We start from the raw sequence: 26,871 nt of genomic DNA, 5'->3' as shown, positions 1-26,871 counted from the left end.
CGCCTCCCGCCGCGCCCGCTCACCCGGCGAGCACGGCGGGGAGTTCGTCCAGGGAGCCGAGTACGGTGATCCCGGCGCCGTCCGCGGTGCCCGGGGCGGCGCCGGTCCGGTTCAGCCAGTACGCGCGCAGGCCCGCGTCGCGGGCCCCCACCGCGTCGATCGCGTGGTTGTCCCCGACGTAGGCCACCTCGTGCGGTTCCAGACCGAGGGCCGCGCAGCCGGCGAGGAAGATGCCCGGCGCGGGCTTCGCCGCGCCGTGCTCGTGCGCGCAGACGACGGCGTCGCCGAAGTACGCCAGGAGGCCGATGGAGCCGAGCTTGTCGCGCTGGTGACCGAGCGTGGAGTTGGAGACCACGCCGAGGCGGTAGCGGGGCGCGAGGGCCGCGAGCACGGGCGCGGCGTCGGCGAAGGCCGACCACGTGGCCTTCCGGTGGGCCTCGTACCTCGCGAACCACGCGGCGGCCTCCCGGTCGGGGAGCTCCGGTGCGGCGGCGTGCCCGAGGCGGGCGAGGAAGCGCCGGACCCGTGCGTGCCGGTGCTCGGCGAAGGTGACCTCGCCCGCCAGGAACCGGGCGTACTCGGCCTCCGTGACCTCCCGCCAGAGCCCGACCGCCGCGGAGGGCGCCGGGAAGCTGCCGAGCAGCCCTTCCGCCTCCAGGTGGGCGAGCAGGCCGGCCTCGTCCGAGGCCGAGTAGGCGAAGAGGGTGTCGTCCACGTCGAAGAGCACACCCCGTACCGGCATCGGACCGCCCCTTCCCCGATTCCCCGCCGACTCCCCGCTCCGGCGGGTGATTCTCCGCGTCCGCGAGCATCGCACGGCGGGCGGTCCCGGGGCACGGGCGCACGGGGGCGCGGCGGGCGCCCCGCCCCGCCTCGCTACGCGCCGGCCTCCTCGCCGGCCTCGGCGGCGTCGGCGTCGGCCTTCGTGGGGTGCACGGTGCCGTGCGGGTGCTCGGGCGGGGCGTAGAGCGAGTAGAGCTTCAGGGGTTCGTCGCCGGTGTTGGTCACGTTGTGCCAGGAGCCGGCCGGCACGAGGATCACCCAGTCCTCGCCGACCTCCCGGTCGAAGGTGAGCCGGTCCTCGGCGGGCCCCATCTGCACCCGCCCCCGGCCGGCCTCCACCCGCAGGAACTGGTCGCGGTCGGGGTGCCGCTCCAGACCGATCTCACCGCCCGGCTCGATGCTCATCACCGTCAACTGAAGGCTGGTCCCGGTCCACAGCGCGGTGCGGTAGGTGTCGTTGGCCAGGGTGGCCCGCTCGATGTCCAGCACGTGCGGCCGCGGCCCGTGGTCCCGGAACTCCTCGGCACTCATGGTGGTGCTCCTTCCGTCGCGTACCGGCATTATCGGCACCCGTCAACTCCCCGACGGGGAACGCCGCTCCGGCTCCCCTCCGCGTCCGCGGACGCCCAAGACGGCGCTCTCCGCCGCCGTCACCCCGGCCCCGGGACGGCCAGCCGGACCACGGCGTGCAGTCCCCGCCACGAGCCGGGGGAGGCGCCGGCGGGCAGCACATAGGCCCGCAGTCCCGCGCCGGCGGCCCCGCCGTCCTTGGCCGGATGGTCGCCGACCATCAGCGCCTCGGACGGACCGACCCCCAACTCCCGGCACGCGTGCCGGAACAGCAGCGGGTCCGGCTTCTCCGAGTGGTGCTCGTAGGGGTGCACCCACGAGGAGAAGAAGCGGTCCAGGCCGTGGTGGGCGAACGTGGCGCGCAGGCCCCAGCCCACGTCGCTCACCACGCCCAGCGCCAGACCGCCGTCGGCCAGGCGCGCCAGCGTGGCCCCGGTGTCCGCGTAGGGCACCCAGTGCTCGGGCGACCGCAACTGCTCGTAGAGCACCTCGGCGACCGCGGCCAGCTCCGGAACCGAGGCGTACCAGGTGGTGAAGGCGTGCCGGTGGGCCCTCGCGGACACGTCCCGCGCCCGCTGGGCCTCCACCACGGCCGGGTCGGACAGGCCCGCTTCGAGCCCGCCCAGCAACAGGTCCATCTCGGCCTCGTCCACCGGCCGTCCCAGCGCCGTCCGAATCCTGTCCGCGTACGTAGCGATCTGGAACAGCGTCCCCGAGAAGTCGAAGAGCACCGCGCGGACGGCGGGCGATGGCCCGGGCGGGGTGCTCACGGCGCGGATGGGCCCTTCCGGGCCGCAGACGGGGACGTGATCCATCCGGCCTTCCTAGCGCGCTCCCGGCGGAGCGGTCCAGCCCCGGGCCGCCTCGCACCCTCCCACCACGGCCGGCGCTCATGTCACCGTCCGGCGCGCGGTCCGTCGACTCGTTCTCGGGCGGACGCCCGCCGGTGGCCGTGCGCGGGTCGGGACCGTGCCCGGGTCCGGTCCGGGCACGCGTACGGGTCATCCCCGATGGCGGCGCCCGGCGGCACCGGCAGCCTGGGGGCATGACGCATCGGCGATGGTCCCGGCGTTCCCTGGTCGGCGGCGCACTGGGCGGCGCCCTGCTCGCCGCGGCGGGCGGACCGGGCGCCCGCGCGGCGGCGCGCACCGCAGGGCCCGCACCCCTCCCGCCCCTCGACACCTCCGCCCTCCGGGCCGCGGTCTTTGACCTCTCTCACCCCCCGGCCACCTCCGCGCAACTGCTCGTCGACCACCAGGGGGAGCGCTGGTACGGCACCGCGGGGGCGGCCGGCCTCCGCAGCGGGCGCGCCGTGCGCCCGGACGACCGGTTCCGCGCGGGCAGCGTCACCAAGACGTTCGTGGCGACCGTCGTCCTGCAGTTGTGGGCGGCGCGCCGCGTGGACCTCGACGCCCCGATCGGACGGTACCTGCCGGGCCTGCTCCCACCCGCCTCCGCCCGCATCACCGTGGCGCACCTGCTGAACCACACCAGCGGGCTGCCCGACCACCGGGGGCTGCCGGACCTGAGCACCCCGGAAGCCGTCCTGCGGCACCGGTTCGACCGGTGGACGCCGCGGGAGTGGGTCCGGACGGTGACGTACGACCCGCCCAAGTTCCGCCCGGGCACCGTGCAGGAGTACCGGGGCGTCAACTACGTCCTCCTGGCCCTGCTCGTGGAGGAGCTGACCGGACGGCGCTACGGCGAGGCGATCGCGTCCCGCGTCCTGCGCCCGCTCGGCCTGCGGCGGACCCTGCTCCCGGGCGGCGACCCGCGGCTGCACGGCCCGCACGTGCGCGGCTACCTGCGGATGACCGACGGATCGCTGCGGGACGTCACCGTCCACGACCAGTCCGGTGCCTGGGGCGAGGGCGAACTGGTCTCCACCGCCGAGGATCTGTTCCGCTTCCAACAGGCCTTGTTCTCCGGCGTGTTGCTGCCGCCGCACGCGATGGAGAAGCTCTTCACCACGCCGCCGGACGACGTCCGCATGCCGGACGGCGGCCCCGCCCGCTACAGCATGGGACTGCAGAAGGTCACGGTGAACGGCGTGACCTTCTGGGGGAAGACCGGCGAGACGTACGGCTACCGCACCCGCGTGTTCTCCACCCGCGACCGGCGGCTGCGCTTCGTGCTCTCCTACACCCCGACCCCGCTGGCCGCGGAGGAGCAGATGGCCGCCCGGATCGCCCCCCTGCTCGTCCCTCCCCCTCCCCGGCGGGACGGCTCCGGCCGGTGACGCCGCCGGCCGGAGCCGCCAGGATGGCGGGATGGACGACATCGCCATCCGTCCCGCCGGGCCCGGGGAACTCGACGCCGTCGCCCGGCTCCGGTGGCGGTGGGTGCTGGAGAACGGGGAGACGCCCGCCGTCGCGCACGAGGGGTTCGTGCGTCACTTCGCGGCGTGGGCGCGGGAGAACGCCTCCTCCCACCACTGCCTGGTCGCGGTCCGCGGGGGCACCGTCATCGGCATGGCGTGGCTGGCGGTCGTCCCGCGCGTGCCGGTCCCCCATGACCTCGACCGCAGGTCGGGCGACGTGCAGTGCGTGTACGTGGTGCCGGGGGAGCGGGACGCCGGCGTGGGCGGCCGGCTCATCGACGCGGTCCTGGACCTCGCGCGCGGCCTCGGGCTCGAACGCGTCACCGTCCACTCCAGCGAGCGGGCGACTCCGGCGTACCGCCGCCACGGATTCGCGCCGTCCCCGAAGCTGCTCCACACCCACCTCGCGGACCGGGAACGCTGAGGGGAGCGGGACGGGCGGGGAGAGGGCGGCGCCCTTCGCCCCGTGCGCCCGGTAACGGCGCGTGCGTGGGGGAACGGCGTGGAGGGCGTCGGGCCGCCCGGAGGGCGGGTGGCAGACGAGCCGCGCTGTACGCCGGGTTCTGTCTCCGGCGGGCCTCGCGGCCCGCCGGGAGGCGGCCATCCATCTGGGACCGGTGTTGCCACCGGCCTCGTGCGGTCTACCCGCGGACTCGGGCGGGCCGCCCTCGGACATCCGCGCAGAGCCGTCGCCCCTGGCGGGACGGCGGCCCCTCTTGACCTTGCTCCGGGTGGGGTTTACCGAGCCGCCCAGGTCACCCTGGGCGCTGGTGGTCTCTTACACCACCGTTTCACCCTTACCGGGGGCGGTGGGCCCCCGGCGGTCTGTTTTCTGTGGCACTTTCCCGCGGGTCACCCCGGGTGGGCGTTACCCACCACCCTGCCCTGTGGAGCCCGGACGTTCCTCGGCGGGTTCCCTTCCGGGGTCCCGCCGCGACCGCCCGCACGACTCGTCTGCCGTGCCGCCCATGCTACCCGCCGGGACGGGGGCGTCCGGACCGGCGGGGACGTCCGGGCCGCCGCGGGCGGTGGCCAGGACCGAGCCGAGGAGGATCAGGGCGAAGGCGGCCAGGACGGTGGCGGTGAGCGGTTCGTCCAGCACGAGCGCCCCGGCCGCGACGGCCACGGCGGGGTTGACGTAGGTGAAGACCATCGCCCGGGAGGGGCCCGCCTCCCTGATCAGCGCGAAGAACACCACGAAGCCCGCGGCCGTGCAGACCGCCCCCAGCCCGGCCAGCGCGGCGAGCACCTGGGCGGACGGCAGGGCGGCGGGCCGGGTGGCCACCGCGAGCGGGGCGTAGGCGAGCGCGGCGAGGGCCAGGCAGGCGCAGGTCATCGGCAGGACCGGTACGTCGTGCAGGCGGCGGGCGGCGATCAGCGGGGCGACGGCGTAGCCGAGGGCGGTGAGCAGCACCTCGGTGACCGACCAGGCGTCCCCGCCGCCCAGTTCCGGACCGGCCAGGACGGCGACCCCGGCCAGGCCCAGGACGAGACCGGTCCAGCGCCCCGCGCCCAGCCGCTCCCGGTCGCCGGCCAGCCGGGCGATCAGCACGCCCAGGACGGGGACGGCGGCGACGAGCAAGCCCGTCGTCGAGCTGGGCAGGCGGCGCTCGGCGTCCGACAGCAGCCACCACGGGCCCATGATCTCCAGCACCGCGAAGGCCAGCAGCGGACGCCGGTGGCGCCACAGCACGGCCGCCCCGCCGCCGCGGGCCGCCCGCAGGGCGAGCGGCAGGAGCAGGGCGGCGCCGACCGCGGTGCGGGCGAAGACGACCACCGGGGCGGAGACGTCCTCCACCGCGACCTTGATCAGCAGGTAGGGGATGCCCCAGATCACGCTCATCAGCGCGAAGAGGACCCAGCCGCGTGCCGACACCGCGTTCCTCCCGTTCTCCGTCGCGCACGGGGTGCGCGAGCCGGATGCCACCGGACGCCAGGGTCACCGGCGCGCGCGGGCGGCGTCTTGAACGCTGTTGCGGTACGCGCCCGGGGTGACGCCCAGGACGCGGCGGAACCAGCGGGTCAGGTGCGCCTGGTCCGCGAAACCGACCAGGCCCGCGACCTCCGCGGGCCGGTGCCCGGTCTCCAGCAGGGCGCGGGCCCGGGTGACGCGGTGCTGGGCGAGCCAGGCGTACGGCGGCATGCCGGCCGCCTCCCGGAAGGCGCGCAGCACCTGGTAGCGGGACAGGCCCAGGTCGGCGGCGATCTCGGCGAGCGCGGGCGGGCGGGGCATCTCGTCGGCCAGGCGCGCCCTGACCAGGCGCGCGACCCGGGCGGCGGCGGGCGCGGGGGACCTGCGGGCGGGGGCGGGCGCGGCGTGGCGGGCGGTGAGGGCGCCGAGGAGGGTCAGCAGCCGGGTCTCGGCCTCCAGGGGATCGTGCCCCCGGCTCAGCAGCAGGTGCACCGAGCGCAGGGCGGCGGCCAGGGGCGCGTCGTGGAGGACGGGGCCGCGGAAGTGGGGCGGCCGTCCGGCGTCCCCGGCGCTCTCGGTGAGCAGGGCCGCCGTCGGGTAGAGGACCCGGTAGGCGAAGCCGTCCGGGACCGCGGGCCCGCCGGTGTGGGCCTCGCCGGGCTCGACGACGACGAGGGAGTCGGGGCCCGAGCGGTGGAGCCCGCCCCGGTAGCGGATCACCTCCAGGCCGTCGGTGCAGACGCCGACGGCGTACTCCTCGTGGGTGTGCGGCGCGTAGTGGCGGCGTCCGAAACGGGCGGCCAGCAGGTCGAGCGGGGCGCCGCCGACCGAGTCGACGCGGGTCCACACCGCCTCGTCGGGCCGCCGGCCAGGTGGCGCGGTCACGGCTGCTCCCCCTCCCCGTGCGCGGGCCGTCGCCGCGATCGTACGGCGCGGGCCCCGTGCTCGGCCCCGTGCTTGACCTTGTCGTCGCGTCAACGTGTTCACTCGACGCATGAGGATCGGCGAGCTGGCCGCCCTGGCGGGTGTCACCACCCGCACCGTGCGGCACTACCACCACCTGGGGCTGCTGCCCGAGCCCGCGCGGCGGGCGAACGGCTACCGGGAGTACGGGCTGCGCGACGCGGTCGCGCTGGCGCGCGTGCGGCGGCTGACCGAACTGGGGCTGTCCCTGGACGAGGTGCGCGACGTGCTGGCCGACGACGCGGGACGCGAGCTGCACGAGGTGCTCACCGAGCTGGACGCCGACCTGGCCCGCCAGGAGGAGGCGCTGCGCGAACGGCGGGCCCGCGTCCGCGAGTTGCTGGAACTCGCCGAACGCGGCGAGCTGCCCGCCGAGGGACCGGTCTCGCCCGAACTGGCCGCGCTCTTCGGCGAGATGGCCCGCGCCGCGGCGGGCCTGCCCGGCCCCGAGCCGGCGATGGCGGCCCGGGAGCGGGAACTGCTGGCCTTGCTGGAGACGACCGCGCCCCCCGAGGCCCGCCGGGAGATGTTCGCCGCGCTCGGGTCCCTGGGCGGCGACCCGGCGGCGATGGCCCGGGCGTACGAGGCGTACGCCCGTCTCGACGCGCTGGCGGAGGCCGAGGTGGACGACCCGCGCGTGGCGGAGGCGGCCCGGGCGGTGGCGGACAGCGTGCCGGAGGCGGTGCTGGAGACGATCGGGGACGTCCCGCCCGGCGAGGACGCCTCCGGCGGTTTCACCGACGTGCTGTTCGCCGACCTGTCCCCCGCCCAGGCGGAGGCCGTGCGGCAGGCGATGCGGCTGCTGGCGGAGCGTGCCCGGTGAGGCGGGCGCGGTGGGCCGTGGCGGCGGTGCTGCCGCTCGAACTGGCGCTGGTGCTCTGCCTGGTGGCCGGGGTGCGGGTGCCGCTGCCGGTGGTGGTGGCCGCGGAGGCGGCGGTGGGGTGCGTGCTCGCCGTGGAGGCGGTGGCGCTGGGGCGCGCGTGGCGGCGGGCGCGCCGCCGGGGGCTGGGCGGCCGGGACGCGGCGCGCGCCGCCGTACGGGAGGCCGTGCCCGCTCCGGTGCGGCGGCTGGCGGCGCACGAGCTGCGGGTGCTGGCGAGCCTGGCCCGCTGGGCGGCCCGGCGTCCGCCGCACGGGGTGGGCGCGGGGGACGCCGCCGTGCCGTACGCGGGCGGGCAGGCGCCGATGATGTACGGGCTGCTGTTCGTGGCCGTGGTGGAGACGGTGGGCATGGCGGTGCTGCTGGCCCCCTTGCCCGTGGTGCACCTGGTCGTGCTGGTGCTGGACGTGTGGGGCGTGCTGCTGGTGCTGGGCCTGCACGCCGCCTGCGTGGCGCGCCCGCACGTGGTGGGCGCGGACGGTTCGCTGCGGGTGCGGTACGGCGCGCTGGTGGACGTGCGGGTGCCGCCGGGGCGGGTGGTCTCGGCGCGGGTCGAGCACCGCTTCCCCGAAGGACGGCTGCTTCGGGTCGCGGACGAGGTGATGGATCTGGTGGTCGGTGGGCGGACCACGGTGACGGTGGAGCTGGACGCGCCCGTGGAGGTGGTCCGTCCGCTGGGCGGGCGGGAGCGGGCGCGGGTGCTGCGCTTCTGCGCCGACGACCCGCGGGCCGCGGTCGCCGCGCTGCGGGAGCGGAGCCGGACGGACGACGGGGCCGGTGACGGGGCGGGTGGCGGGACGGGTCCGGGGGCGGACGTACGCTGCTGACCGCGCCGGTCCGCGGCGCGGCCGGCCGTCAGGCCCCGTCACGTCCCATCCCGAGGAGGACCCCCGTGCTCGTACTGCTGCCACCGTCCGAGGGCAAGGCCGCCGGCGCCTCCGGTCCCCCGCTCGACCTGGGCGCGCTGTCGCTGCCGGGCCTGACGGCCGCGCGGGAGGCGGTGCTGGAGGAGGTGGTGGCGCTCTGCTCGGCCGATGAGGACAAGGCGCGGGAGGTGCTCGGGCTGAGCGAGGGGCTGCGCGGCGAGGTGGCGCGGAACGCCGCGCTGCGGACGGCCCCGACGCTCCCGGCGGGCGAGGTCTACACCGGGGTGCTCTACGACGCGCTGGACCTGGCCTCCCTGGACGCGGCGGCCCGGGAGCGGGCCGAGCGGTGGCTGCTGGTGTTCTCGGGGCTGTGGGGCGCGGTGCGGATCACCGACCCGATTCCCTCCTACCGCTGCTCGGGCGGGGTGAAGCTGCCGGGCCTGGGCCCCCTGGGCCGGTTCTGGCGGGAGCCGCTGGCGGCGGTGCTGCCGGAGGCGGCGGGCGACGGCCCGGTGCTGGACCTGCGGTCGGCGGCGTACGGCGCGATGTGGAAGCCGGTGGGCGACCTGGCCGGGCGGACCGCGACCGTGCGGGTGCTCCAGTCGAGGATCGTGGGGGGCGTGGAGAAGCGGTCGGTGGTCAGCCACTTCAACAAGGCCACCAAGGGGCGGATCGTCCGCGCGCTGCTCCGGGCGGGCGCCGAGCCGGAGGGTCCGGCGGAACTGGCGGAGGCGCTGCGTGGACTGGGGTACGCGGTCGAGTGCGAGCCCCCGGCGAAGCGCGGCACCCCCTGGCGGCTGGACGTGGTGGTCACCGACCTGTGAGCCGCCCCGGGCCGATCCGGCCGGCCCCAACGGCGTTGCGGAACGTGCAACGTCCGTTGCGGCATGTGGAGGGCGGCGGCAGGATGACGCCATGACCGCCGCGCCTCCCCAGCCGTCGTCCCCGCCGCCTCCCCCGTCGCCGTCGTTGTTCGCGCTCGCGCAGGCGTCCGTCCTGCCGGTCGTCGTCCTGGACGGCCTCGCGCCCGCCGATGCCGTCCCGCTGGCGCGGGCGCTGGTGGCGGGCGGCCTGCCCGCCGTGGAGATCACGCTGCGGACGGAGGGCGCCGAGGAGGCGGTCCGCCGGGTGGCGGCGGAGGTCCCCGGGGCCCTGGTCGGGGCGGGCACGGTGCTCGACGCCGGGCAGGTGGCCCGGGCCGTGGACGCGGGCGCCCGCTTCCTGGTGAGCCCGGGGTGGACGGACCGGCTGCTGACGGCGGCGCGGGCGGTGGACGTGCCGTTCCTGCCGGGCGTCTCGACGGCCTCGGAGGTCATGGCGCTGCTGGAGCGCGGCGTGACGGAGATGAAGTTCTTCCCGGCCCGCGCGGCGGGCGGGCCGGCGTACCTGGCGGCGCTGGCCTCACCGCTGCCCCGGGCCCGCTTCTGCCCGACGGGCGGCATCGGCCCCGACTCGGCCCCGGACTACCTGGCCCTGCCCAACGTCGCCTGCGTGGGCGGCAGTTGGATGCTGCCGCCGGACGCGCTGCGCGCGCGGGACTGGGCCCGGGTCGAACGCCTGGCCCGCGAGGCCGCCCGGCTGGGCGCGGCGGCCCGCCCGGACGCCCGGGCGGCCGGCGGTACGGGCTCCGGCGGTACGGGCGTCAGCGCAGGTGGCCCGTGTCGTTGAGCAGCCGCAGCGAGGCGTTGCCGTCCGCGTAGTACGCCACCGCCGACAGGGACGCGGCCGACAGCTCCATCCGGAACAGCGACTCGGGCGGGGCGCCCAGGGCCAGCCGCACCAGGACCTTGACCGGCGTGACGTGGGTGACCACCAGCACCGTCCGACCCCGGTACCGCTCCAGGAGGCGGTCGCGGGCGCGCTCGACGCGGCGGGTGACGGAGGCGAAGGACTCGCCGCCGGTGGGGGCCGCGTCGGGGTCGGCGAGCCAGGCGTCCAGGTCGTCCGGGTAGCGCTCCCGCACCTCCGCGAAGGTCAGCCCCTCCCAGGCGCCGAAGTCGGCCTCGCGCAGGTCCTCGTCGATCTCCACCTTCAGACCGAGCCGGCCCGCGACCGCCTGGGCGGTCTGCCGGCAGCGCGTGAGGGGCGAGCTGACCACGTCCTGGACGGTCCCGCGCGCCGCGAGCGCGGCGGCGGCGGCCTCGGCCTGGCGCCGCCCCGCCTCCGACAGATCGGGATCGGTGCCGCCGCTGCCGGAGAAGCGCTTGAACGGGGTGAGGGCGGTCTCGCCGTGCCGCAGCAGCACCAGGGTGGTGGGCGGGCCCAGGTCGGGGCCCCAGCCCTGGGACGGCGCCGCCGCCCGCGCGCCCGCGGTCCCGGCGGGGGCCGGGGCGGTGGGGTCCGATTCCGGCCCCCGGGACGGGGCGGGTGCCTCCTCGCGCGCGCCCCGCGTGCCGTTGCGCGCGGCCTGCCGCACGGCGGCCCGCGCCGCCGCCCGCGCCTCGGCGGAGCCCTCGGCGGAGGCCGGGGCGGCCTCCCGGCCGGCGCCCGCGTTCAGGCCGGCGTCCCCGTCGGCGGGTTCCGCCGCGGAGGCGGACGGCCGCCACGCCTCGCCCCGGCGGCCGGCGTCCATCGCCTCGTTGGCCAGCCGGTCGGCGTGCTTGTTCCGCTCCCGGGGGATCCACTCGTAGGAGACCGCCTCCGGCGGGAGGACCGACCTGGCCTCCATGGCCAGCGGCCGCATGTCCGGGTGCTTGATCTTCCAGCGGCCCGTCATCTGCTCGACGACCAGCTTGGAGTCCATCCGGACCCGCACCGTCGTCTCCGGGTCGAGCGCGCGGGCCGCGCGCAGCCCCGCGATCAGGCCGCGGTACTCGGCGACGTTGTTGGTCGCGGTGCCGATGTACTCCGCCGTCTCCGACAGCACCCGCCCCGTCTCCGCGTCGCGGACCACCGCTCCGTACCCGGCCGGGCCCGGGTTGCCCCGGGACCCGCCGTCCGCCTCGACGATGAGGGACCGCGGCATCACAGACCGGACTCGGGGGTGCGGACCAGGATGCGGCGGCAGTTCTCGCAGCGCACCACCGCGTCCGCCGGGGCCCGCCGGATCTCGTTCAGTTCGGTGATGTTCAGCTCCAGGCGGCAGCCCTCGCAGCGCCGCTGGTAGAGGCGGGCCGCGCCGACCCCGCCGTGCTGCTCGCGCAGCTTGTCGTAGAGCTTGATCAGCTCGGCCGGGACCGCACCGGCCACGACCTCGCGCTCCTTGGTCACCGTGGCGGTCTCGGCGTCGATCTCCTCCAGCGCCGCGTCGCGCCGCGCCACCGCGTCGTCGATCCTGGCCTGGACGGACTCGACCCGCTGGGTCAGCTCCGCCACCCGCTCCTGCGCGGACTCGCGGCGCTCCATGATCTCCAGGACGATGTCCTCCAGGTCGCCCTGGCGCCTGGCCAGGGAGGCGATCTCCCGCTGGAGGTTCTCCAGGTCCTTGGGCGAGGTGACCGCGCCGGAGTCGAGCCGCTCCTGGTCGCGGGCGGCGCGCTTGCGCACCTGGTCCACGTCCTGCTCCGCCTTGGTCTGCTCGCGGGCGGTGTCGCTCTCCTCCGTCTGCGCGGCGACCAGCAGGTCGCGCACCTGGGCGAGGTCGGCGTTCAGGCTCTCGATCTCGGCGTGCTCGGGCAGGTTCCGGCGCCGGTGCGCGAGCTGGGTGAGCCGGACGTCGAGGGCCTGGACGTCGAGGAGGCGGATCTGGTCGGCGGACTCGGCGTTCAGTTGGGGGCTCCTGTGGTGGTGGGGGCGGCGTCCTCGGCGGGGGCGGACGCCGCGTGGGTGGTCCAGGGGTCGGTGACCGTGCGGGAGACGTGGACGCGCAGTCCCCAGCCGTGCCGCTCGGACACCGCGTCGAGCTGGGCGGCGGCCTGCTCGCACCAGGGCCACTCGGTGGCCCAGTGCGCGGCGTCCACCAGCGCCGGCCCTCCGCCGAGGGCACTGTGCTCGATGGCCTCGGAGGCCGGGTGGTGCCGCAGGTCGGCGGTGACGTACGCGTCGACTCCGGCCGCCCGCACGTCGTCGAAGAGGCTGTCGCCCGAGCCGCCGCAGACCGCGACCGTGCGGACGGTGCGCTCGGGGTCGCCCGCGGCCCGTACGCCCTGCGCGGTGGCGGGCAGCCGTGCGGCCACCCGCTCGGCGAACCGGCCCAGCGGCTCGGGAACGTCCAGCTCGCAGATCCGGCCGAGGCCGCGGCGGCCGGCGGGATCGGTGGGGTCGGGCACCAGGGGCGCCACGACGCGCAGGCCGAGGGCCTCGGCGAGGGCGTCGGAGACGCCGGGGTCGGCGCGGTCGGCGTTGGTGTGCGCGACGTGCAGGGCGATGTCGTGCTTGATGAGGGTGTGGACGACGCGGCCCTTGAAGGTGCCGGCCGAGACCGTGGTGGTGCCGCGCAGGTAGAGGGGGTGGTGGGTCAGCAGCAGGTCCGCGCCGAGCGCCACCGCCTCCTCGGCGACCTCCCGCACCGGGTCGACGGCGATCAGCACCCGGCTCACCTCCGCGCCGGGATCTCCGCAGACCGTTCCGACGGCGTCCCACTGCTCGGCCCGCTCGGGGGGCCACAGTTCGTCGAGGGCGGCGATGACATCGGAGAGTGCAGGCACGGGTGAGAGGTTACCTCCCGTCCGCCCCGGCATGCCGGGGCGGACGGGACCGGGCCGCGCGGCGCCCGGCGGGTGCCCGGCCGCCCCGCCGGACTCCCCGCCGCACACAGCACGCCGCACGCCGCCTCGTGCGGCGAATCCGCCCGGCGTCCCCCATCCGTGTGAAGGCGCCCACCTGTCGCTGTCCGGCCGGGAGTGCGAAAACTAGCGTCACTACCGGAGGTGATTGGTCGATGACTGTCTGTGCTGTCGACACCGTCCCGGGTGACGGCGGAAGGGCGGCGTGCACCGGCTTCACGATCGCCGCGGACGGCTCCTACGCGGCCCGGCTCGCGGCGGCCGGGGACGGCGGGGGGTGGATCCCCGAGCGCTGGACGCTGGACGGCCCCGAGCCGTACGCGGTGCCGCTGCCGGGGCTGCGGCCGGAGGGGCCGGGCACCCAGGTGCTGCCGCTGCCCGACGGGAGGGTGCTGATCTGCCGCGGGACGGCCGACCGGTACCACCTCGCGCTGCTCTACCCCACCGGTCCGTGCACCGGCGAGCTGCCCCTCGGCAGCGTCGAGTGCGAGCGGCTGACGCTGCTGCCGTCCGCCCCGGGCGGCCTGTCGGCCTACGCGCTCTCCCCCGGTCGCCCCGGCACGGACACCACGGCGGTGTGGCTGGTGCACGGCGGCTCCTACGGCCCGGAGCTGGTCGCGGAGGTGCCCGGCCGCTGCTCGGGCGGCACCTGGCTGGACCGGCAGGGGCGGCTGCTGGCGCTGGACCGCACCGACGCCGCCGGCCGCACCAAGGCCGTCGCCGTGGACCTGGAGCGGGGCGAGGTGTCCCCGCTGCTGCAGATCACCGACGACAGCGACGACCGGCTGCTGCTCGCCGACCCCGACAGCGGGCTGCTGCTGGTGCGGTCCGACGCCCCGGGCGAGCCGCGGCTCGGCTGGGGGGTGCTCGGCAGCCACCGGCCCGTGCGCTTCCCCGACGCGCTGCGCCCGCAGGGGGTCGCGCTGACCCCCTTCGCCATCCAGCCCGGCCAGGCCCTGGTGCCGGAGGGCTGCGCGGTGGCGCTGCGCGTGGACGGGCCGAACGGGACGTGGGTGGCCGTGTGGCGGCCCGTCCAGCGGCGGCTGCAGCACCTGGCGGCCCCGCAGGGGTGGCTGCGGGGCGCGGGCCTGTGGACGGCGGAGGGCGAGCTGCGGCTGCCGTACGCCACCGGCCACGCCCCGTGCGGACTGGCCCGGATCACGGTGCCCTGCCCGGAGCCCGAGCCGCTGCCGCGTCCGCGCCGGGAACCGGCCGCGGAGACGGTTCCGGGGACGGCGGCGGGAGGCGTGGCGGGCGCCGGGCCGGCGCCGGCGGGACCCGCACCGGCGGAACCGTTTACTCCGTTCACCGCCCGGTCGGCCGCCCGCACTCCGGTGCCGCTCCAGCAGGCGCCGCTGGGCCGGGCCGCCGCGGAACGAAGATCGTAGAACCACTACGATCCGGTCGGGTACGGAGGAAACGAACCATCCACGTCCACGGAGTAGTTGGCGATGCCCCAGACCGAGTCCGCCGCGAGCGGGGAGACGAGCACGAGCGCACAGACGGCCACCGGAGGCACCGAGCACCGGGGCAGGCACCGCGGCCAGGCGGCCGTGGGCGAGGAGGCGAGGGTGCCCGCGCTGGGCCGCCACCGCCGCCCCGCGCTGGAGGAGCAGGACGGCCTGAACGGTTAGTGCCGCGTCAGCCAGGGTCTGCCCGGTGGCGAGGCGTCCTGGTGCGTGCGATCGCAAGGCGGCCGGAAGCCGCATGTAGTTGGTCCTACCTGGGCTTTCGGCCAACGCAGCGAGCGTGCGTGCCAGGGCGGCGAGCGGGGTGAACCCTGGCTGACGCGGTGCTACGTCCGTCCACCGGGCTTCCGGCCCCGGGCGCCGTGCCCTCCCACGGTGCCCGGGGCCGCTTCCGTACGGCGGCCCCGGCGCGGCACGGGCGGCGCGGCCTCCGTGCGGCGGCGCGGCCCGGGGGCGGCCCCCGGCCGCCGGCCCGGCGGCGCGTACGGCAGCATGGGACGCGGCACCACAGGTCAGGCCACAGGTCAGAAAGGTCATCGATGCAGTCCCAGCCGGACACCGCGGCCGAGCCCGCGCCCGAGGTCCTCGCCGCGTTCTCGGCGGCGAAGGGCTTCATGCCCGCCGACGAGGGGCTGGCGCTGTACGCCGCCGCGACCGACGCGGCGCGGCTGGGACTGCCGCTGCTGGAGATCGGCACGTACTGCGGGCGCTCCACCCTCCTGCTGGCCGACGCCGCCCGCCGGGCGGCGGGGGACGTGACCGTCCTGACCGTCGATCACCACCGGGGCAGCGAGGAGCAGCAGCCGGGCTGGGAGTACCACGACCCGGAACTGGTCGATCCGCACGTGGGTCTGATGGACACCCTGCCCACCTTCCGCCGCACCCTGCACGCCGCCGGGCTGGAGGAGCACGTCGTGGCGCTCGTCGGCCGGTCGCCGCGGATCGCGTCCGTGTGGAGCGGCCCGCTGGGGCTGGTCTTCGTCGACGGCGGCCACACCGACGAGCACGCGACGGCCGACTACGAGGGCTGGGCGCCGCACCTGGCCGACGGCGGGCTGCTCGTCGTCCACGACGTGTTCCCCGACCCGGCCGACGGCGGCCAGGCGCCGTACCGGATCTACCGCCGCGCCCTGGAGTCCGGGGCCTTCGCCGAGGTCTCCGCGGTCCGCTCGCTCCGCGTCCTGCGCCGTACGGGCCCGGGGATCTGACCGCACCGCTACGATCCGATCATGTCCCTCGGCAGACGGCTGTTCGTCATCCTCGCGATCGCGCTGCCCGTCTGCCTGGCGGGATGGCTGACCTGGCACGCGGGGCGGCGGACGGACCAGGGACCGGCGTCCGGGCGGCCGTCCTCCCCGGCGTCCCCGGCCCCCTCCGCGGCCGAGGAGGGCGCTGAGCCGGACGGGAGCGCCCGGCCGCTGCGGGGCACGGTGGTGGTGATCGATCCCGGACACCATCCGGACAACCACGAGCACACCCGCGAGATCGCGCGCCAGGTGGACATCGGCACGGGCCGCAAGGAGTGCGACACCACCGGCACGGCCACCGACTCCGGCTACGCGGAGGCGGCCTTCACCCTCGACGTCGCGCGCCGCGCCCGCGCCATCCTCCAACGGCGGGGCGCCACGGTGGAGTTCACCCACGACGGCGACCGCCCGTACGGGCCGTGCATCGACGAGCGGGCCCGGGCCGGCAACGAGGCGGGGGCCGACGCCGCGGTCTCCGTCCACGCCGACGGATCGGCGGACGGCAACCGGGGCTTCCACGTGATCGTCCCGGCACGGGTGGCCCGGGGGGACGCCGACACCAGGCGGATCACCGGCCCGTCGCGCCGGCTGGGCGAGCACCTGGTGGACGCCTTCGCCGAGGCCACCGGCTCGAAGCCGGCGGGCTACCTGGGCACCGACGTGGCCGACACCGGCCTGGTCACCCGCGGCGACCTGGGCGGGCTCAACCTCTCCCGGGTGCCCAAGGTCTTCCTGGAGTGCGGCAACATGCGCGATCCCCGCGACGCCCGGCTGCTCACCGACCCCAGGTGGCGGGAGCGCGCGGCCCGGGGCATCGCCGACGGTGTCACCGCCTACCTGCGGGAGGCGGACGGCCCTTCGCGCGTCCGCCCGCACGGCGGGACGGGCCCGGCGGACCCGGCGGACCGCGCGGGGCGCCCTTCCGTACGATAGGGCCCGCCCCCGTCTGACCAGACCATGACGAGACCGACTAAGGACCTCACGTGAACATCCGCTCGCTCACCCGAAGCGATGGCGCGGTAATCGGAGCAGCGGTGCTGCTGTTCATCGCCTCGTTCCTCGCCTTCTTCCAGGTGGAGGACGAAAACTGCACCAGGACCTGCTCGTTCAACACCTGGGATCCCGCGCTCTTCCCGCTGCTGCCGACCGTGACGATCGCCGGTCTGGCCGCCGCGGCCCTGCTCGCCGTCGGGCACGTGCTCCCCGGAGAACGGAAGGTCCTCGGGCTCGGCCTCGACCAGTGGGGCACCGCGCTGTCGGTCTTCGTCGGCTGGTCGGCCCTGTGGTCGTCGTTCTCCAACCTCGTGCCGCAGGTGGACACCGGGTACGGAAGCGCCAATGACGGGCTGGAGCTGGGCATCGGTGCCTGGCTGACCCTCATCGGCGGTCTGGTCATGGCGGCCTTCGCCGTCCTGGGCAGGACCGTGCCCGTGTTCAAGGCCCCGCTGCTCCCGGCCCCCTCCCCGCAGCAGGCGGTCCCGAACCCCTACGGCCCGGGCCCGCAGCCGGCCGGCTACGGCTACCCGGGCGGTCCGCAGCCCGGTCAGCCGCAGGGCGGTTACGGCTACCCGGGCGGTCCGCAGCCGGGCCAGCCGCAGCAGCCGTCGTACGGCGGCCAGCCCGCTCCCCAGCCGCAGCACCAGCAGCACCAGCAGCAGCCCGGCCCGGTGGGCGCCCCCGACCCGAACTTCCAGCCGTTCTGGTTCGCGGTGCCGGTGGCGCGGCCGCTGTTCGGTGAGGACGGCTCGCCCAGCCCGATCGCCGAACTGGCGCCGGGCACCTGGTACCTGGCGGTGGAGCAGCGTGGTCAGGCGCTGGTGGCGCAGACGCAGGACGGCCGCCGCGGCATCCTGCAGGACACCTCGGGCATCCAGCGCGGCTGACGCGCGGTCCCGCACGACGATCCCACGGCCCCCCGCCCGGCACCGGGCGGGGGGCCTCGTCGTTCCGGCCCGTCCCAGGGCGCGCGCCGCGACGCACACCACCGCGCGCGCCACGACGCATCTCACGGCACATCAGGCGGCAGACGCCCCAAAAGCCCTTCATGGCGGGCGAGTTGGGTTTGTGCGCCGGGAGAGCGGCAACCCGGGGCATATGGTCACCACTACCACCAGAAGACGCTACGGCGGCAGCCACGCCGCCATGACGATCCGCGTCGTCGCGGACGTCATCGCAGCCGTCATCGGCCTCTGGATCCTGCTGTACGTGCTGGACGCCAACCGGGGCAACGACCTGGTCGTCTTCGTACAGGACGCCGCCCGCTGGCTGGCGGGCTGGTCGTACGACCTGTTCGACCTGGAGCCCGGCTGGTTCCAGGTGCTGGTCAACTACGGGATCGCGGCCGTGGTCTACCTGTTCGTCGGCCATCTGCTCGCCGCCCGGGTCAGCCGCCACTGACGCCCGGGCCGGCTGTGGGGAAGGGACGGGCCGGAGCCGGGCTGCCGCCCGGCCCCACCGGTCGTCAGCAGCAGTCCGGCTCCAGGCCCACCGGTAGCTCCTGGCCGCCGAAGACCGCCACCGTGGCCTCGTCACCGCCCAGGGCGGCCACGGCCAGCAGCAGCGAACCGGCGGTCCAGGACGTCAGCTCCTCCGGCCAGATGGCGTCGTCCTCGAAGACGTAGCCGGTCCAGTACATGCCGTTCCCGGCCCGCAGGTGCTGCATCCAGCGCAGGATCTCCAGCGCCCGGTCGGACTCCCCCATCACCCACAGCGCGAGGGCGAGTTCGGCGCTCTCACCGCCGGTCACCCACGGGTTGGGCAGGACGCAGCGCACCCCCAGGCCGGGCACGACGAAGCGGTCCCAGCCCTCCTCGATCCGCTCCTTGGCCTCGGGCCCGGTCACCGCGCCGCCGAGGACGGGGTAGTACCAGTCCATCGAGTAGCGGCTCTTGTCCAGGAAGCGCTCGGGATGGCGGCGCACCGCGTGGCCGAGCAGGCCGAGCGCCAGTTCCCAGTCCGGCTGCGGCTCCTCGCGGTGCTCGGCCAGGGCGAGCGCGCAGCGCAGCGCCTGGTGGATGGAGGAGCAGCCGGTCAGCAGGGCGTCGGTGACGGGGGTGCCGTCGGCCTCCCGCTTCCAGCCGATCTGGCCGCCGGGCTGCTGGAGGCCCAGGACGAACTCCATCGCCGCGAAGACCACCGGCCACATCCGCTCCACGAAGGTGTCGTCGCCGGTGGCGAGGTAGTGGTGCCACACCCCGACGGCGACGTAGGCGCAGAAGTTGCTCTCCTTGCCCAGGTCGGTGGGGCGTTCGGCGTCCCCGTCGGCGTAGGCGGCGTACCAGGAGCCGTCCGGGTTCTGGTGCTCGGCCAGCCAGCGGTAGGCGGCCTCGGCCCGCTCGTGCTCGCCGGCCGCGTCCAGCGCCATGGCGGCCTCGACGTGGTCCCAGGGGTCGAGGTGGTGGCCGCGGAACCAGGGGATCGCACCGTCGGGGCGCTGGAGGGCGGCGATGCCCGCCACGGTCCGCGCGGCCTGTTCGGCGGTGAGCACGCCCGGCAGGACGAGCCGTTCGGTGCGGCCCGGGCTCGTCACGCCCGCTCCCCACCGGACGCCGCGGCGCCGACGGGGGTGTGCGGCTTGGTGGCATAGGCCACGAAGCTCTTGCCCATCACGGGGTTGAGGGCGCGTTCGGCGATCCGTGTGACCAGGGGTTTCTTCATGATGTCCCAGACCAGCAGCTTGTGGTACGCGCGCACCGGCAGCGCGGCCTCGTCACCGTCCCGGTTCACCCCGAAGGCGCACTTGAGCCACCAGTACGGTGAGTGCAGCGCGTGCGCGTGGTGTGTCCCGTACGGCCGCAGGCCCGCCCCGCGCATCTTCTCCAGCAGTTCGTCGGCGCGGTAGATGCGGATGTGCCCGCCCTCGACCTCGTGGTAGGCGTCGCTGAGGGTCCAGCAGATCTTCTCCGGCCCGTAGCGCGGCACGGTCACCGCTATCCGGCCGCCGGGGCGGAGCACCCGGACCATCTCGGCGAGGACGCCCTTGTCGTCGGGGATGTGCTCCATCACCTCGGAGATGATCACGGCGTCGAAGGTGTCGTCGGGGAAGGGCAGCGCGAGGGCGTCGCCCTCCATCGCGGTCGCCTCGGCGCCCGCCGGGGCCTCCCCCGCCTCCTTCATGGCGGCGAACCACTTGGCGACCTCGCGGATCTCCTCACCGTTGCGGTCCAGCGCGACGACGCGCGCGCCGCGCCGGTAGCACTCGAAGGCGTGGCGTCCCGCGCCGCACCCCAGGTCCAGGACCCGGTCGCCGGGGGCGAGCGGGAAACGGGAGAAGTCCACGGTCAGCACTTGGCGGTCTGCCTTCCTCGGTGACGTGCGGGGGCTAGCTGAGGGTGGGCGCGGGAGCGCGCCGGGCGGCCGTGTCGCCGAGCACCGTGCGGTAGTGCTCGACCGTGCCGCGGGCGGCCTGTTCCCAGGTGAAGCGGCGCAGCACCCTCTCCCGTCCGGCCGCGCCCAGTCTCGTCCGCAGCTCCGCGTCGCCGAGGAGTCTGCCCAGGGCCGCGGCGAGCGCGCCCGCGTCGGCCGGGGGCACCGCCAGGCAGGTCTCGCCGTCGGGGCCGGCGACCTCGGGGATGGCGCCGCCGGTGGTGGCGACCAGCGGGGTGCCGGTGGCCATCGCCTCGGCGGCGGGCAGGGAGAAGCCCTCGTAGAGGGAGGGCACGCAGGCGACCTGGGCGCTGCGCACCAGGTCGACCAGCTCGCGGTCGCCGATGCCCTTGACGAACTCCACGCAGCCGCCGAGTCCGTAGCGCTCGACGGCGGCGGCCACGGGTCCGCTCTCGGGGCGCTTGCCGACGACCACCAGGTGCGCGTCCGGATGCTCGGTGCGGACCTTGGCCAGCGCCTCGACGAGGTGGACCAGCCCCTTGAGGGGGACGTCGGCGCTGGAGGTGGTGACGATGCGGCCGGGGACCTCCGGCACGGCCGGGTCGGGCGAGAACAGCCGGGTGTCGGCGCCGATGGGCACGACGTGGACGCGCTCGGGGCGCACCCCGAGGTGCTCGGTGATCTCCCGGCGGGAGGAGCCGGAGACGGTCAGCACGGTCGGCAGCCGCCGGGCGACCCGCTTCTGCATGCGGGTGAAGCCGTACCAGCGGCGCACGGACATCCGCCGCTGCCACCCCTGGGCGGCGTCCAGCTCCAGCTTCCGGTCCACGGTGATGGGGTGGTGGATGGTGGTCACCAGCGGGAAGCCGAGCCGCTCCAGACCGAGCAGGCCGTATCCGAGGGTCTGGTTGTCGTGGACTATGTCGAAGTCGCCGCGGCGGGCGGCCAGGTGACGGCGGGCGCGCAGCGAGAAGGTCAGCGGCTCGGGGAAGCCGCCGGTCCACATGGTGGCGACCTCCAGCACGTCGATCCAGTCCCGGTACTCCTCGCGCCCCGGGGTGCGGAAGGGGTCGGGCTGCCGGTAGAGGTCGAGGCTGGGGAGCCTGGTGAGGGTGACCCCCTCCTCCTCGTCGAGGACCGGGTAGGGCTGGGCGCCGATCACCTCGACCCGGTGGCCCAGCCGGGCCAGCTCGCGCGACAGGTGGCGCACGTAGACGCCCTGGCCGCCGCAGAACGGGTTCCCCTTGTAGGTGAGCAGCGCGATCCGCAGCGGTCGGTCGCCGTCGGCGGCCTCGCCGGCCAGGGGACCGGGCGCGGCGTCCCAGGTGGCCTCTGCCGTCACTCACGGCCCCCTTCTGAAGGTTCTCGCGGCAAACTTCCGCGGGAGCGTAACCGCTCGCGCTAATCTGGAACAAGTTTCAAGGATGGTCCGGCCGCGCTCCGTTCGCACCCCGGCCGCGCACCGGCCCCGGGGCCCCGTACGGCCCCGGCTCGCAAGATTACCGGCCGGTACGGCATCCGGACCGGCCGGGCCGGGTGATTCGCGCCACGGCCCCGTCCTGCGATGACGCGGCTCCCCGGCCGCGGGGCCAGGCCCGGGAGGGCACGGCGGGACAGATGGCAGGAGAGATGACGGCACACCCCAACTCCCCCTCCGCCCCGCCGCTCACCGAGCGCCAGGAGGCGCGCCGCCGCCGCATCCTGGACGCCACCGCCCGGCTGGCCCGGCGCGGTGGTTTCGGCGCGGTGCAGATGCGCGAGGTCGCCGAGTCCTCGGACGTGGCGCTCGGCACGCTCTACCGCTACTTCCCCTCGAAGGTCCACCTGCTGGTCGCCACCATGCACGACCGGCTGGAGCGGCTGCACGGCACGCTGCACCGGCACCCGCCGCAGGAGCCGGAGCCCGCGGCCCGGGTGGCCGGAACGCTGATGCGGGCCTTCCGCGCGCTCCAGCGGGAGCCGCACCTGGCGGAGGCCATGGTGCGCGCGTTCACCTTCGCGGACCGCTCGGTCAGCGCGGAGGTGGACGCGGTCTCCCGGCTCACCACCGCGATCATCCTGGACGCCATGGGACAGGAGGCGGGGCGGGAGGGGCCGCCGTCGCCGGAGCGGCTCTCGGTGGTCCGGGTCATCGAGCACACCTGGCACTCCACCCTGATCGGCTGGCTCTCCGGGCGGGCCTCGACCGAACAGGTACGGGAGGACATCGAAACCGTGTGCGGGCTGATCGGCGCGGCGCCGCCCGGTGGAGCGCGCCGCTGACTCGTCCGGGCCTGCGTTGATGCATTCGGATCCGGCGCGCGCCCCCTGATCACTCCCTTCGCTCCATGTACTGAGCGGTTCTGGCCGAAAGTCCGCGTTACCCAAGAGCTTATGTAGGTATCTGTTGACGGGTGTTCGACCAACTTCACCCGTACAGGGCACTGGAGGAGCCGACCGTGATTCAGGTACTGCTGGTGCACCACTTCGGCCTGTTGCGATCCGGCCTGGCAGCGTTGCTCAACGAGGCACCCGACATGGAGGTCAGGGACATCCCCTGGTCCAGCGACCCGAGTCGGCTCCGGTCCCTGCAGGCGGACGTGTGCGTCGTCGACATGGACGTCCCGGAGTCGCCGGACGGCGGCACTCTGGCGGAGCTGTGTCGGCATATGACGTCGGCACAGTGTCACCTCCTGGTTCTGGCCACCCCGGGAAGACCCGGCGCACTGCGCCGCGCCTACGACGCGCAGGCGCTGGGGTTCGTCAACAAGGACGCGACCCCGCAGAAGTTAAGAGAGGGCATCCGGCACGTCGCCGCCGGAAAGAGATACGTGGACGAATCCCTCGCCCACGACCTCCTGCGCGCCGCGGACATGCCGCTGACCGCGCGCGAACTCAGCGTCCTGTCCCTGGCGGCCAAGGGCGCCACCGTCTCCGAGATCGCCGGCCGCCTGCACCTGTCGCGCGGCACCATACGCAACTACATGTCCGCGATTACCCGCAAGACCGGGGCGCGTAACCGGGTCGACGCCATCCGGATCTCCCAGGGCGCCGGCTGGGTCTAACCGGCACGGCCGCCGACGCGGTGGTTCCCGTCCCCCGGGGCGGGGACCGCCGCCTCCCGGTCCTCGCGTCCGGTGTGCCAGTGTCCGACGAGGTCGCGGTAGAGGGGCGAGCGGTCGAGCAGGTCCCGGTGGCGTCCGGCGGTGGCGCGGGCGCCGTCCATCACCAGCACCCGGTCGGCCCGGTGCACCGAGCTGATCCGGTGGGCGATCACCACCAGCGTGCCGGGCCGCTCGGCGAACGCCCGCTCGGCGCGCGCCTCGGCCGGCGGGTCCAGGTGGCAGGTGGCCTCGTCCAGCAGCACCAGGGGCGCGGGCGACAGGTGGGCCCGGCCGAGGGCGACGAGCTGCCGCTCCCCCTGGGAGAGGGCCGCCGGGTCGAGCACCGCGTCCAGGCCCCCCAGCCTGTCCACCAGCGGGCCGAGCCCGACCGCCGCCACCGAGGCGGCCAGGGCCTCCTCCGGCACGTCCTCCGGCCCACCGGGGCACAGGTACAGGAGGTTGTCGCGGAGGGTGCCGGTGAAGACGTACGCCTGCTGCGGGATCAGCACCCGCGACCGCGCCAGCTCCCCGGCGCCGCGTCCGCGGCAGCGGGGCGGCTCGCCGTCCACCAGCACCTCGCCCGCGTCGGGCGCGAGCAGCCCGGCGACCAGCCCGGCCAGCGTGGACTTGCCGATGCCGCTGGGCCCGACGACGACCAGGTGCTCGCCGGGCTCGACCACCAGGTCGACGTCGCGGAGCACCGGCTGGGCGCCGGGCCCGTAGGCGAAGGTCACCGAGCGCAGCTCCACCCGGGGGGCGGGCGCCGCGGGCCCGGTGGGCCGGGCGCGGGGGGCCGCGGGGGCCGGGGGCGGGAGCCGCCCGGGGACGTCGTCCGCATCCGGGCCGGGCCCGGGGACGCGTTCCGGACCGGGGTCGTCCGCCGGGCCGCCGACGAGCCGGTCCAGGATCACCAGCAGCCGGGTGCCCGCGGCTCCCAGGGCGCTCATCAGGGTGTGGAGGGCGGGCAGCAGGGACTGGGTCAGATAGGTCAGCGCGCCGAGCAGCGCGCCCGCCGTGACCCCCCGGTCCAGCAGCCACGGGGCGGCGGCCAGCAGCAGCACCACGGGCAGGTGCCCGGCCACGCCCAGCGCCAGGGTGCGCACCGCCGCCCACCGGGCGAGCGACCGGGCCGCCCGCACCTCGGCGTCCACCAGGTCGTCCGTCTCCGCGGCGGTGCGCCGCTCGGCGCCACACGCCACCACGTCCCGCAGGCCCGCGGCGAGGGCCCCGTACCGGGTCGACAGGGCCTCGTCCGCGGCGAGGAAGTCCCGCTGGCGGGCCGCCATCGGCACCAGCGCGGCCGTGAAGAGCAGCAGGCCCAGCAGCAGGGGCGGCAGCACGATCACCAGCAGCAGGGGGGCGAGGGAGACCAGCCCGGCCAGGGCCCCGGCCGCCGTGAAGACGAAGGAGCGCAGCACCAGCACCAGTCCGGCGAAGCTGTCCCGGGCCAGCTCGGTCTGGTGGGTGAGGCGGGAGACGGCCGAGCTGTCCGCCCGGGCCGGCTCGGCCACGGCCTCGTGCAGGGCGCGGGCCACCACACGGCGCAGCAGCCCGTCGCGCAGCGGCTCGACGAGGTCGGCCAGGCCCCGGAAGACCCCCCGGATGGCCAGGCCGCCGGCGACGGTGGCCACGGCGGCCACCGCCAGCCAGGCCAGGCCGGTGCCGGTCCGCCCCGCCAGGAAGCCGCGGTCCAGGGCCTGGGCCACGCCGTAGCCGACCAGGAAGGTCTGCGCGGACTCCAGCAGCGACCAGCCGCCGAGCACGGCGAGCACCCTCCTCCTGCGGCGCAGGAAGCGCACCGCCCGCGGCAGGAGGCGGCGCGCCGGGCCCGGGGAGCGGCGGCTCATCGGACCCCCTCGCCGGTCGCGGCCCCGGGCGCGGGCGCGTCTTGGGGGGCGGGCCCGGGTGTGCGCGCGGCCGTCCGCTGTTCCGCCTCCCCGATCGCCTCCCCTTCCGGCACCCCGGCCGCCTCCCCGGTCGCGAACACCTCCCGGTACTCCGGGAGCCGCCACAGCGCCTCGTGCGGGCCGACGGCCCGGACCCGTCCGTCCTCCAGCCAGGCCACCAGGTCGGCGCGGGCCGCGGAGGAGACCCGGTGCGCGACGAGCAGCCGGGTGCCCGCCCGCACCTCGCGCACCAGCGCCCGGCCGACCTGGAGTTCGGTGACGCTGTCCAGGCTGGAGGTGGCGTCGTCGAGCACCAGCAGCCGGCCCGCGTGGGCGAACGCCCGCGCCAGGCCCAGCCGTTGGAGCTCGCCGCCCGACAGCGGCGCGTCGGCGAGCGGGGTGGCGTACCCGGCCGGCAGCCGCCGGACGAAGGCGTCCGCGCTGGCCGCCTTCGCGGCGGCCTCGATCGTGCGGGCGTCCGGCTCGTACGGCCCGAAGCCGATGGCCTCGCCGACGGACGGGCCGAACAGCGCGGGGCGTTCGAAGGCGTAGCCCACCTCCCGGCGCAGCTCGGCGGGGTCGGCCTCGGACAGCGGCACCCCGTCCAGCAGGACCTGCCCCTCCTCGGGGTCGGCCAGCCGTCCGGCCAGCGCGGCCAGGGTGGACTTCCCCGCGCCGGACCGCCCCACGACGGCCATCGTGGCACCGCCGGGGACGACCAGGTCCACGCCGCGCAGCACCGGGCGCCCGCCGCGCGTGACGGTCACGCCGCGCAGCTCCAGCCGGCCGGTGCCGTCCGGCGGCAGCGACCGGCGGCCGTACGCGACCGGTGGCACGGTGAGCAGGTCGGCGGTGCGCCGGGCGGCGGCCCGGGCCCGCACCAGGGCGCTGACCTGGCCCGTCACTCCGCCGATGCCGGCGGCCAGGGACGCGTAGCGGGAGGCGGCCAGCAGCTCGCCGACGCTCAGCCCCCCGGCGGCCAGGCGGATGCCGCCCACCGCCAGGACGGCGACCGTCAGCAGCGGCACCAGGACGCCGCTGCCGACCACGGCGCGCCCGTACACCCGCCACATCCGCCGCCCCTGGGCGGCCAGTTCGGGCAGCGGGGCCAGGACGCGGGCGCGCTCGCGCCCGGCGGTGCCCGCGGCGGCCACGGTACGGGCGCCGGCGAGCGCCTCGACCAGGCGCGCGGCGATCTCCCCCTGGACGCGCTGGTAGCGCGAGACGCTGTCGGAGGAGCTGCGGGCGAAGGCGCGCAGCAACAGCACCAGCAGGGGCGTGCCGGCGCAGAAGGCCGCGGCCAGCCAGGGGTCGAGGAGCGCCAGGGCGGCCAGGGCGCCCAGCGGGGTGAGGAGCGAGGCGAGCGCGGTGGCGGCGGTGGCGGGCGCGTTGCCCGCCTCGGCCGCGTTGCCCGCCAGCCGCGTCACCAGGTCGCCCGGGGTGAACCGGGCCGCCCGGCGGGGCCCCACGGCCAGCAGGTGCGCCAGGCCGCGGCGGCGCAGCCAGGCGGTGGAGCGGGCGTTGGTGGTGCCGGTCAGGAAGGCGGTCAGCGCGCCGAGCAGCACCTCGGCCGCGACCAGCAGGGCGCACAGCGCGAGCCAGGGGCGCAGCGCCCCGGCCGTGCTTGCGGCGCTCCCGTCGCCGCCGTGGTCCAGCGCCAGGTCGAGGGTGTGCCCGAGCACGGCGGGCAGGGCGACGGCCGCCACGGCGGCCGCGGTGCTCAGCAGGCAGATCGCCGCGGCGCGGCCCGCGCTGTGGCGGGCGGCGTCCAGCAGGACGCGGTCGGCCGGGGAGCGCCCGGTCCGTACGGCGGTCGCCGCCGCGGTCTCCGCGGTCCCCTCCGGGGGCCTGTCCGACGCGCCGTCGGTTCCGTGGACGGTGGGCTGGGTTGCCATGGGTGGT

The 26,871-nt window shown here is 76.3% G+C and carries 26 protein-coding genes, 1 other RNA gene and 1 pseudogene; 14 read left to right on the top strand and 14 right to left on the bottom strand.

Features of this window, described 5'->3' with window-relative positions:
- Positions 1–19: 19 nt before the first annotated feature.
- The 3 genes from VE546_RS16875 to VE546_RS16865 form a co-directional block, all read right to left on the bottom strand.
- The gene (locus VE546_RS16875; RefSeq protein ID WP_324923083.1) at positions 20–742 is read right to left on the bottom strand and encodes an HAD family hydrolase; all 723 of its coding nucleotides are present in this window, start codon (positions 740–742) and stop codon (positions 20–22) included.
- Positions 743–876: 134 nt separating this feature from the next.
- A complete protein-coding gene (locus VE546_RS16870; RefSeq protein ID WP_324923080.1) occupies positions 877–1,314 on the bottom strand; it encodes a cupin domain-containing protein in 438 nt (145 codons plus the stop codon).
- A 119-nt stretch (positions 1,315–1,433) separates the two neighbouring features.
- Positions 1,434–2,168 (bottom strand): HAD-IA family hydrolase, encoded by a 735-nt coding sequence (locus tag VE546_RS16865; protein ID WP_324923077.1) that lies wholly within the window; start codon positions 2,166–2,168, stop codon positions 1,434–1,436.
- Between the two features lie 230 nt (positions 2,169–2,398).
- Between VE546_RS16865 and VE546_RS16860 the strand changes: the two genes are divergently transcribed.
- Together VE546_RS16860 and VE546_RS16855 are read left to right on the top strand one after the other, a co-directional pair.
- On the top strand, positions 2,399–3,592 hold the full coding sequence (locus VE546_RS16860; protein ID WP_324923075.1) for a serine hydrolase domain-containing protein: 1,194 nt from the start codon (positions 2,399–2,401) through the stop codon (positions 3,590–3,592).
- A 31-nt stretch (positions 3,593–3,623) separates the two neighbouring features.
- Entirely contained in the window at positions 3,624–4,097 is a 474-nt protein-coding gene (locus tag VE546_RS16855; protein WP_324923073.1) for a GNAT family N-acetyltransferase, read from the top strand.
- Positions 4,098–4,209: 112 nt separating this feature from the next.
- Here VE546_RS16855 and rnpB read toward each other — a convergent pair.
- The 3 genes and pseudogenes from rnpB to VE546_RS16840 all read right to left on the bottom strand — a co-directional run bounded on the left by rnpB (position 4,210) and on the right by VE546_RS16840 (position 6,470).
- Positions 4,210–4,626: RNase P RNA component class A (gene rnpB / locus VE546_RS16850), an RNA gene on the bottom strand.
- A 137-nt stretch (positions 4,627–4,763) separates the two neighbouring features.
- Positions 4,764–5,516, bottom strand: a pseudogene (locus VE546_RS16845) (DMT family transporter); the annotation flags it as partial.
- Between the two features lie 96 nt (positions 5,517–5,612).
- Positions 5,613–6,470: an AraC family transcriptional regulator gene (locus tag VE546_RS16840; protein WP_324923071.1), complete on the bottom strand. Its 858-nt coding sequence runs from the start codon at positions 6,468–6,470 to the stop codon at positions 5,613–5,615.
- Between the two features lie 109 nt (positions 6,471–6,579).
- On the opposite strand from VE546_RS16840, the gene VE546_RS16835 reads away from it, so the two are divergent.
- The 4 genes from VE546_RS16835 (at position 6,580) to eda (ending at position 9,962) form a co-directional block, all read left to right on the top strand.
- Complete coding sequence (locus tag VE546_RS16835) at positions 6,580–7,371, top strand: MerR family transcriptional regulator (protein WP_324923069.1); 792 nt, start codon at positions 6,580–6,582, stop codon at positions 7,369–7,371.
- Positions 7,368–8,255 (top strand): hypothetical protein, encoded by an 888-nt coding sequence (locus VE546_RS16830; protein WP_324923067.1) that lies wholly within the window; start codon positions 7,368–7,370, stop codon positions 8,253–8,255. Before VE546_RS16835 ends, VE546_RS16830 begins: the two co-directional genes overlap by 4 nt.
- Positions 8,256–8,320: 65 nt before the next feature.
- Positions 8,321–9,118 carry a peroxide stress protein YaaA gene (yaaA, locus tag VE546_RS16825; protein ID WP_324923065.1) on the top strand — a complete coding sequence of 266 codons (798 nt, stop codon included), beginning with the start codon at positions 8,321–8,323 and terminating at the stop codon, positions 9,116–9,118.
- A 91-nt stretch (positions 9,119–9,209) separates the two neighbouring features.
- The gene (gene eda, locus VE546_RS16820; RefSeq protein WP_324923063.1) at positions 9,210–9,962 is read left to right on the top strand and encodes a bifunctional 4-hydroxy-2-oxoglutarate aldolase/2-dehydro-3-deoxy-phosphogluconate aldolase; all 753 of its coding nucleotides are present in this window, start codon (positions 9,210–9,212) and stop codon (positions 9,960–9,962) included.
- Here eda and VE546_RS16815 read toward each other — a convergent pair.
- Genes VE546_RS16815 through VE546_RS16805 form a run of 3 tightly spaced genes read right to left on the bottom strand, consistent with a single transcriptional unit; the run spans position 9,937 to position 12,880 of the window.
- Entirely contained in the window at positions 9,937–11,259 is a 1,323-nt protein-coding gene (locus tag VE546_RS16815; protein WP_324923061.1) for a bifunctional RNase H/acid phosphatase, read from the bottom strand. The two genes, eda and VE546_RS16815, sit on opposite strands and share 26 nt — an antisense overlap.
- Positions 11,259–12,002, bottom strand: a complete 744-nt coding sequence (locus VE546_RS16810) for a zinc ribbon domain-containing protein (RefSeq protein WP_324923094.1) — start codon at positions 12,000–12,002, stop codon at positions 11,259–11,261. Before VE546_RS16810 ends, VE546_RS16815 begins: the two co-directional genes overlap by 1 nt.
- A complete protein-coding gene (locus VE546_RS16805) occupies positions 11,999–12,880 on the bottom strand; it encodes a Nif3-like dinuclear metal center hexameric protein (protein ID WP_324923059.1) in 882 nt (293 codons plus the stop codon). The genes VE546_RS16810 and VE546_RS16805 overlap by 4 nt, the downstream gene beginning before the upstream one ends.
- 233 nt (positions 12,881–13,113) lie before the next feature.
- On the opposite strand from VE546_RS16805, the gene VE546_RS16800 reads away from it, so the two are divergent.
- The 6 genes from VE546_RS16800 (at position 13,114) to VE546_RS16775 (ending at position 18,071) form a co-directional block, all read left to right on the top strand.
- The gene (locus tag VE546_RS16800) at positions 13,114–14,346 is read left to right on the top strand and encodes a hypothetical protein (RefSeq protein WP_324923057.1); all 1,233 of its coding nucleotides are present in this window, start codon (positions 13,114–13,116) and stop codon (positions 14,344–14,346) included.
- 63 nt (positions 14,347–14,409) lie between these two features.
- A complete protein-coding gene (locus VE546_RS16795) occupies positions 14,410–14,592 on the top strand; it encodes a hypothetical protein (protein WP_324923055.1) in 183 nt (60 codons plus the stop codon).
- Positions 14,593–14,966: 374 nt separating this feature from the next.
- On the top strand, positions 14,967–15,635 hold the full coding sequence (locus VE546_RS16790) for a class I SAM-dependent methyltransferase (protein ID WP_324923053.1): 669 nt from the start codon (positions 14,967–14,969) through the stop codon (positions 15,633–15,635).
- A gap of 21 nt (positions 15,636–15,656) precedes the next feature.
- Positions 15,657–16,607 (top strand): N-acetylmuramoyl-L-alanine amidase, encoded by a 951-nt coding sequence (locus tag VE546_RS16785; RefSeq protein ID WP_324923051.1) that lies wholly within the window; start codon positions 15,657–15,659, stop codon positions 16,605–16,607.
- A gap of 101 nt (positions 16,608–16,708) precedes the next feature.
- Complete coding sequence (locus tag VE546_RS16780) at positions 16,709–17,557, top strand: hypothetical protein (RefSeq protein ID WP_324923049.1); 849 nt, start codon at positions 16,709–16,711, stop codon at positions 17,555–17,557.
- 211 nt (positions 17,558–17,768) lie between these two features.
- On the top strand, positions 17,769–18,071 hold the full coding sequence (locus VE546_RS16775) for a hypothetical protein (protein WP_324923048.1): 303 nt from the start codon (positions 17,769–17,771) through the stop codon (positions 18,069–18,071).
- Between the two features lie 64 nt (positions 18,072–18,135).
- Here the strand turns inward: VE546_RS16775 and VE546_RS16770 are convergent, their stop codons facing one another.
- From VE546_RS16770 to VE546_RS16760, 3 genes are read right to left on the bottom strand one after another with little or no spacing between them, the layout of a single operon-like run.
- Entirely contained in the window at positions 18,136–19,203 is a 1,068-nt protein-coding gene (locus VE546_RS16770) for a prenyltransferase (protein ID WP_324923046.1), read from the bottom strand.
- Entirely contained in the window at positions 19,200–19,961 is a 762-nt protein-coding gene (locus VE546_RS16765) for a class I SAM-dependent methyltransferase (RefSeq protein WP_324923044.1), read from the bottom strand. The genes VE546_RS16770 and VE546_RS16765 overlap by 4 nt, the downstream gene beginning before the upstream one ends.
- A gap of 34 nt (positions 19,962–19,995) precedes the next feature.
- Entirely contained in the window at positions 19,996–21,342 is a 1,347-nt protein-coding gene (locus tag VE546_RS16760; RefSeq protein ID WP_324923042.1) for a glycosyltransferase family 4 protein, read from the bottom strand.
- Positions 21,343–21,629: 287 nt separating this feature from the next.
- Between VE546_RS16760 and VE546_RS16755 the strand changes: the two genes are divergently transcribed.
- Both VE546_RS16755 and VE546_RS16750 read left to right on the top strand, forming a co-directional pair.
- Complete coding sequence (locus VE546_RS16755) at positions 21,630–22,262, top strand: TetR family transcriptional regulator (protein ID WP_324923040.1); 633 nt, start codon at positions 21,630–21,632, stop codon at positions 22,260–22,262.
- Positions 22,263–22,438: 176 nt separating this feature from the next.
- A complete protein-coding gene (locus tag VE546_RS16750) occupies positions 22,439–23,044 on the top strand; it encodes a response regulator transcription factor (protein WP_324923038.1) in 606 nt (201 codons plus the stop codon).
- Here the strand turns inward: VE546_RS16750 and VE546_RS16745 are convergent.
- Together VE546_RS16745 and VE546_RS16740 are read right to left on the bottom strand one after the other, a co-directional pair.
- A complete protein-coding gene (locus VE546_RS16745) occupies positions 23,041–24,930 on the bottom strand; it encodes an ABC transporter ATP-binding protein (protein WP_324923036.1) in 1,890 nt (629 codons plus the stop codon). The two genes, VE546_RS16750 and VE546_RS16745, sit on opposite strands and share 4 nt — an antisense overlap.
- Complete coding sequence (locus tag VE546_RS16740; RefSeq protein WP_324923034.1) at positions 24,927–26,864, bottom strand: ABC transporter ATP-binding protein; 1,938 nt, start codon at positions 26,862–26,864, stop codon at positions 24,927–24,929. Before VE546_RS16740 ends, VE546_RS16745 begins: the two co-directional genes overlap by 4 nt.
- Between the last annotated feature and the right edge of the window lie 7 nt (positions 26,865–26,871).

The organism is Streptomyces sp., assembly GCF_035644915.1.
Lineage (GTDB): Bacteria > Actinomycetota > Actinomycetes > Streptomycetales > Streptomycetaceae > Streptomyces.
This window is presented reverse-complemented; position numbering and strand designations above follow the sequence as displayed.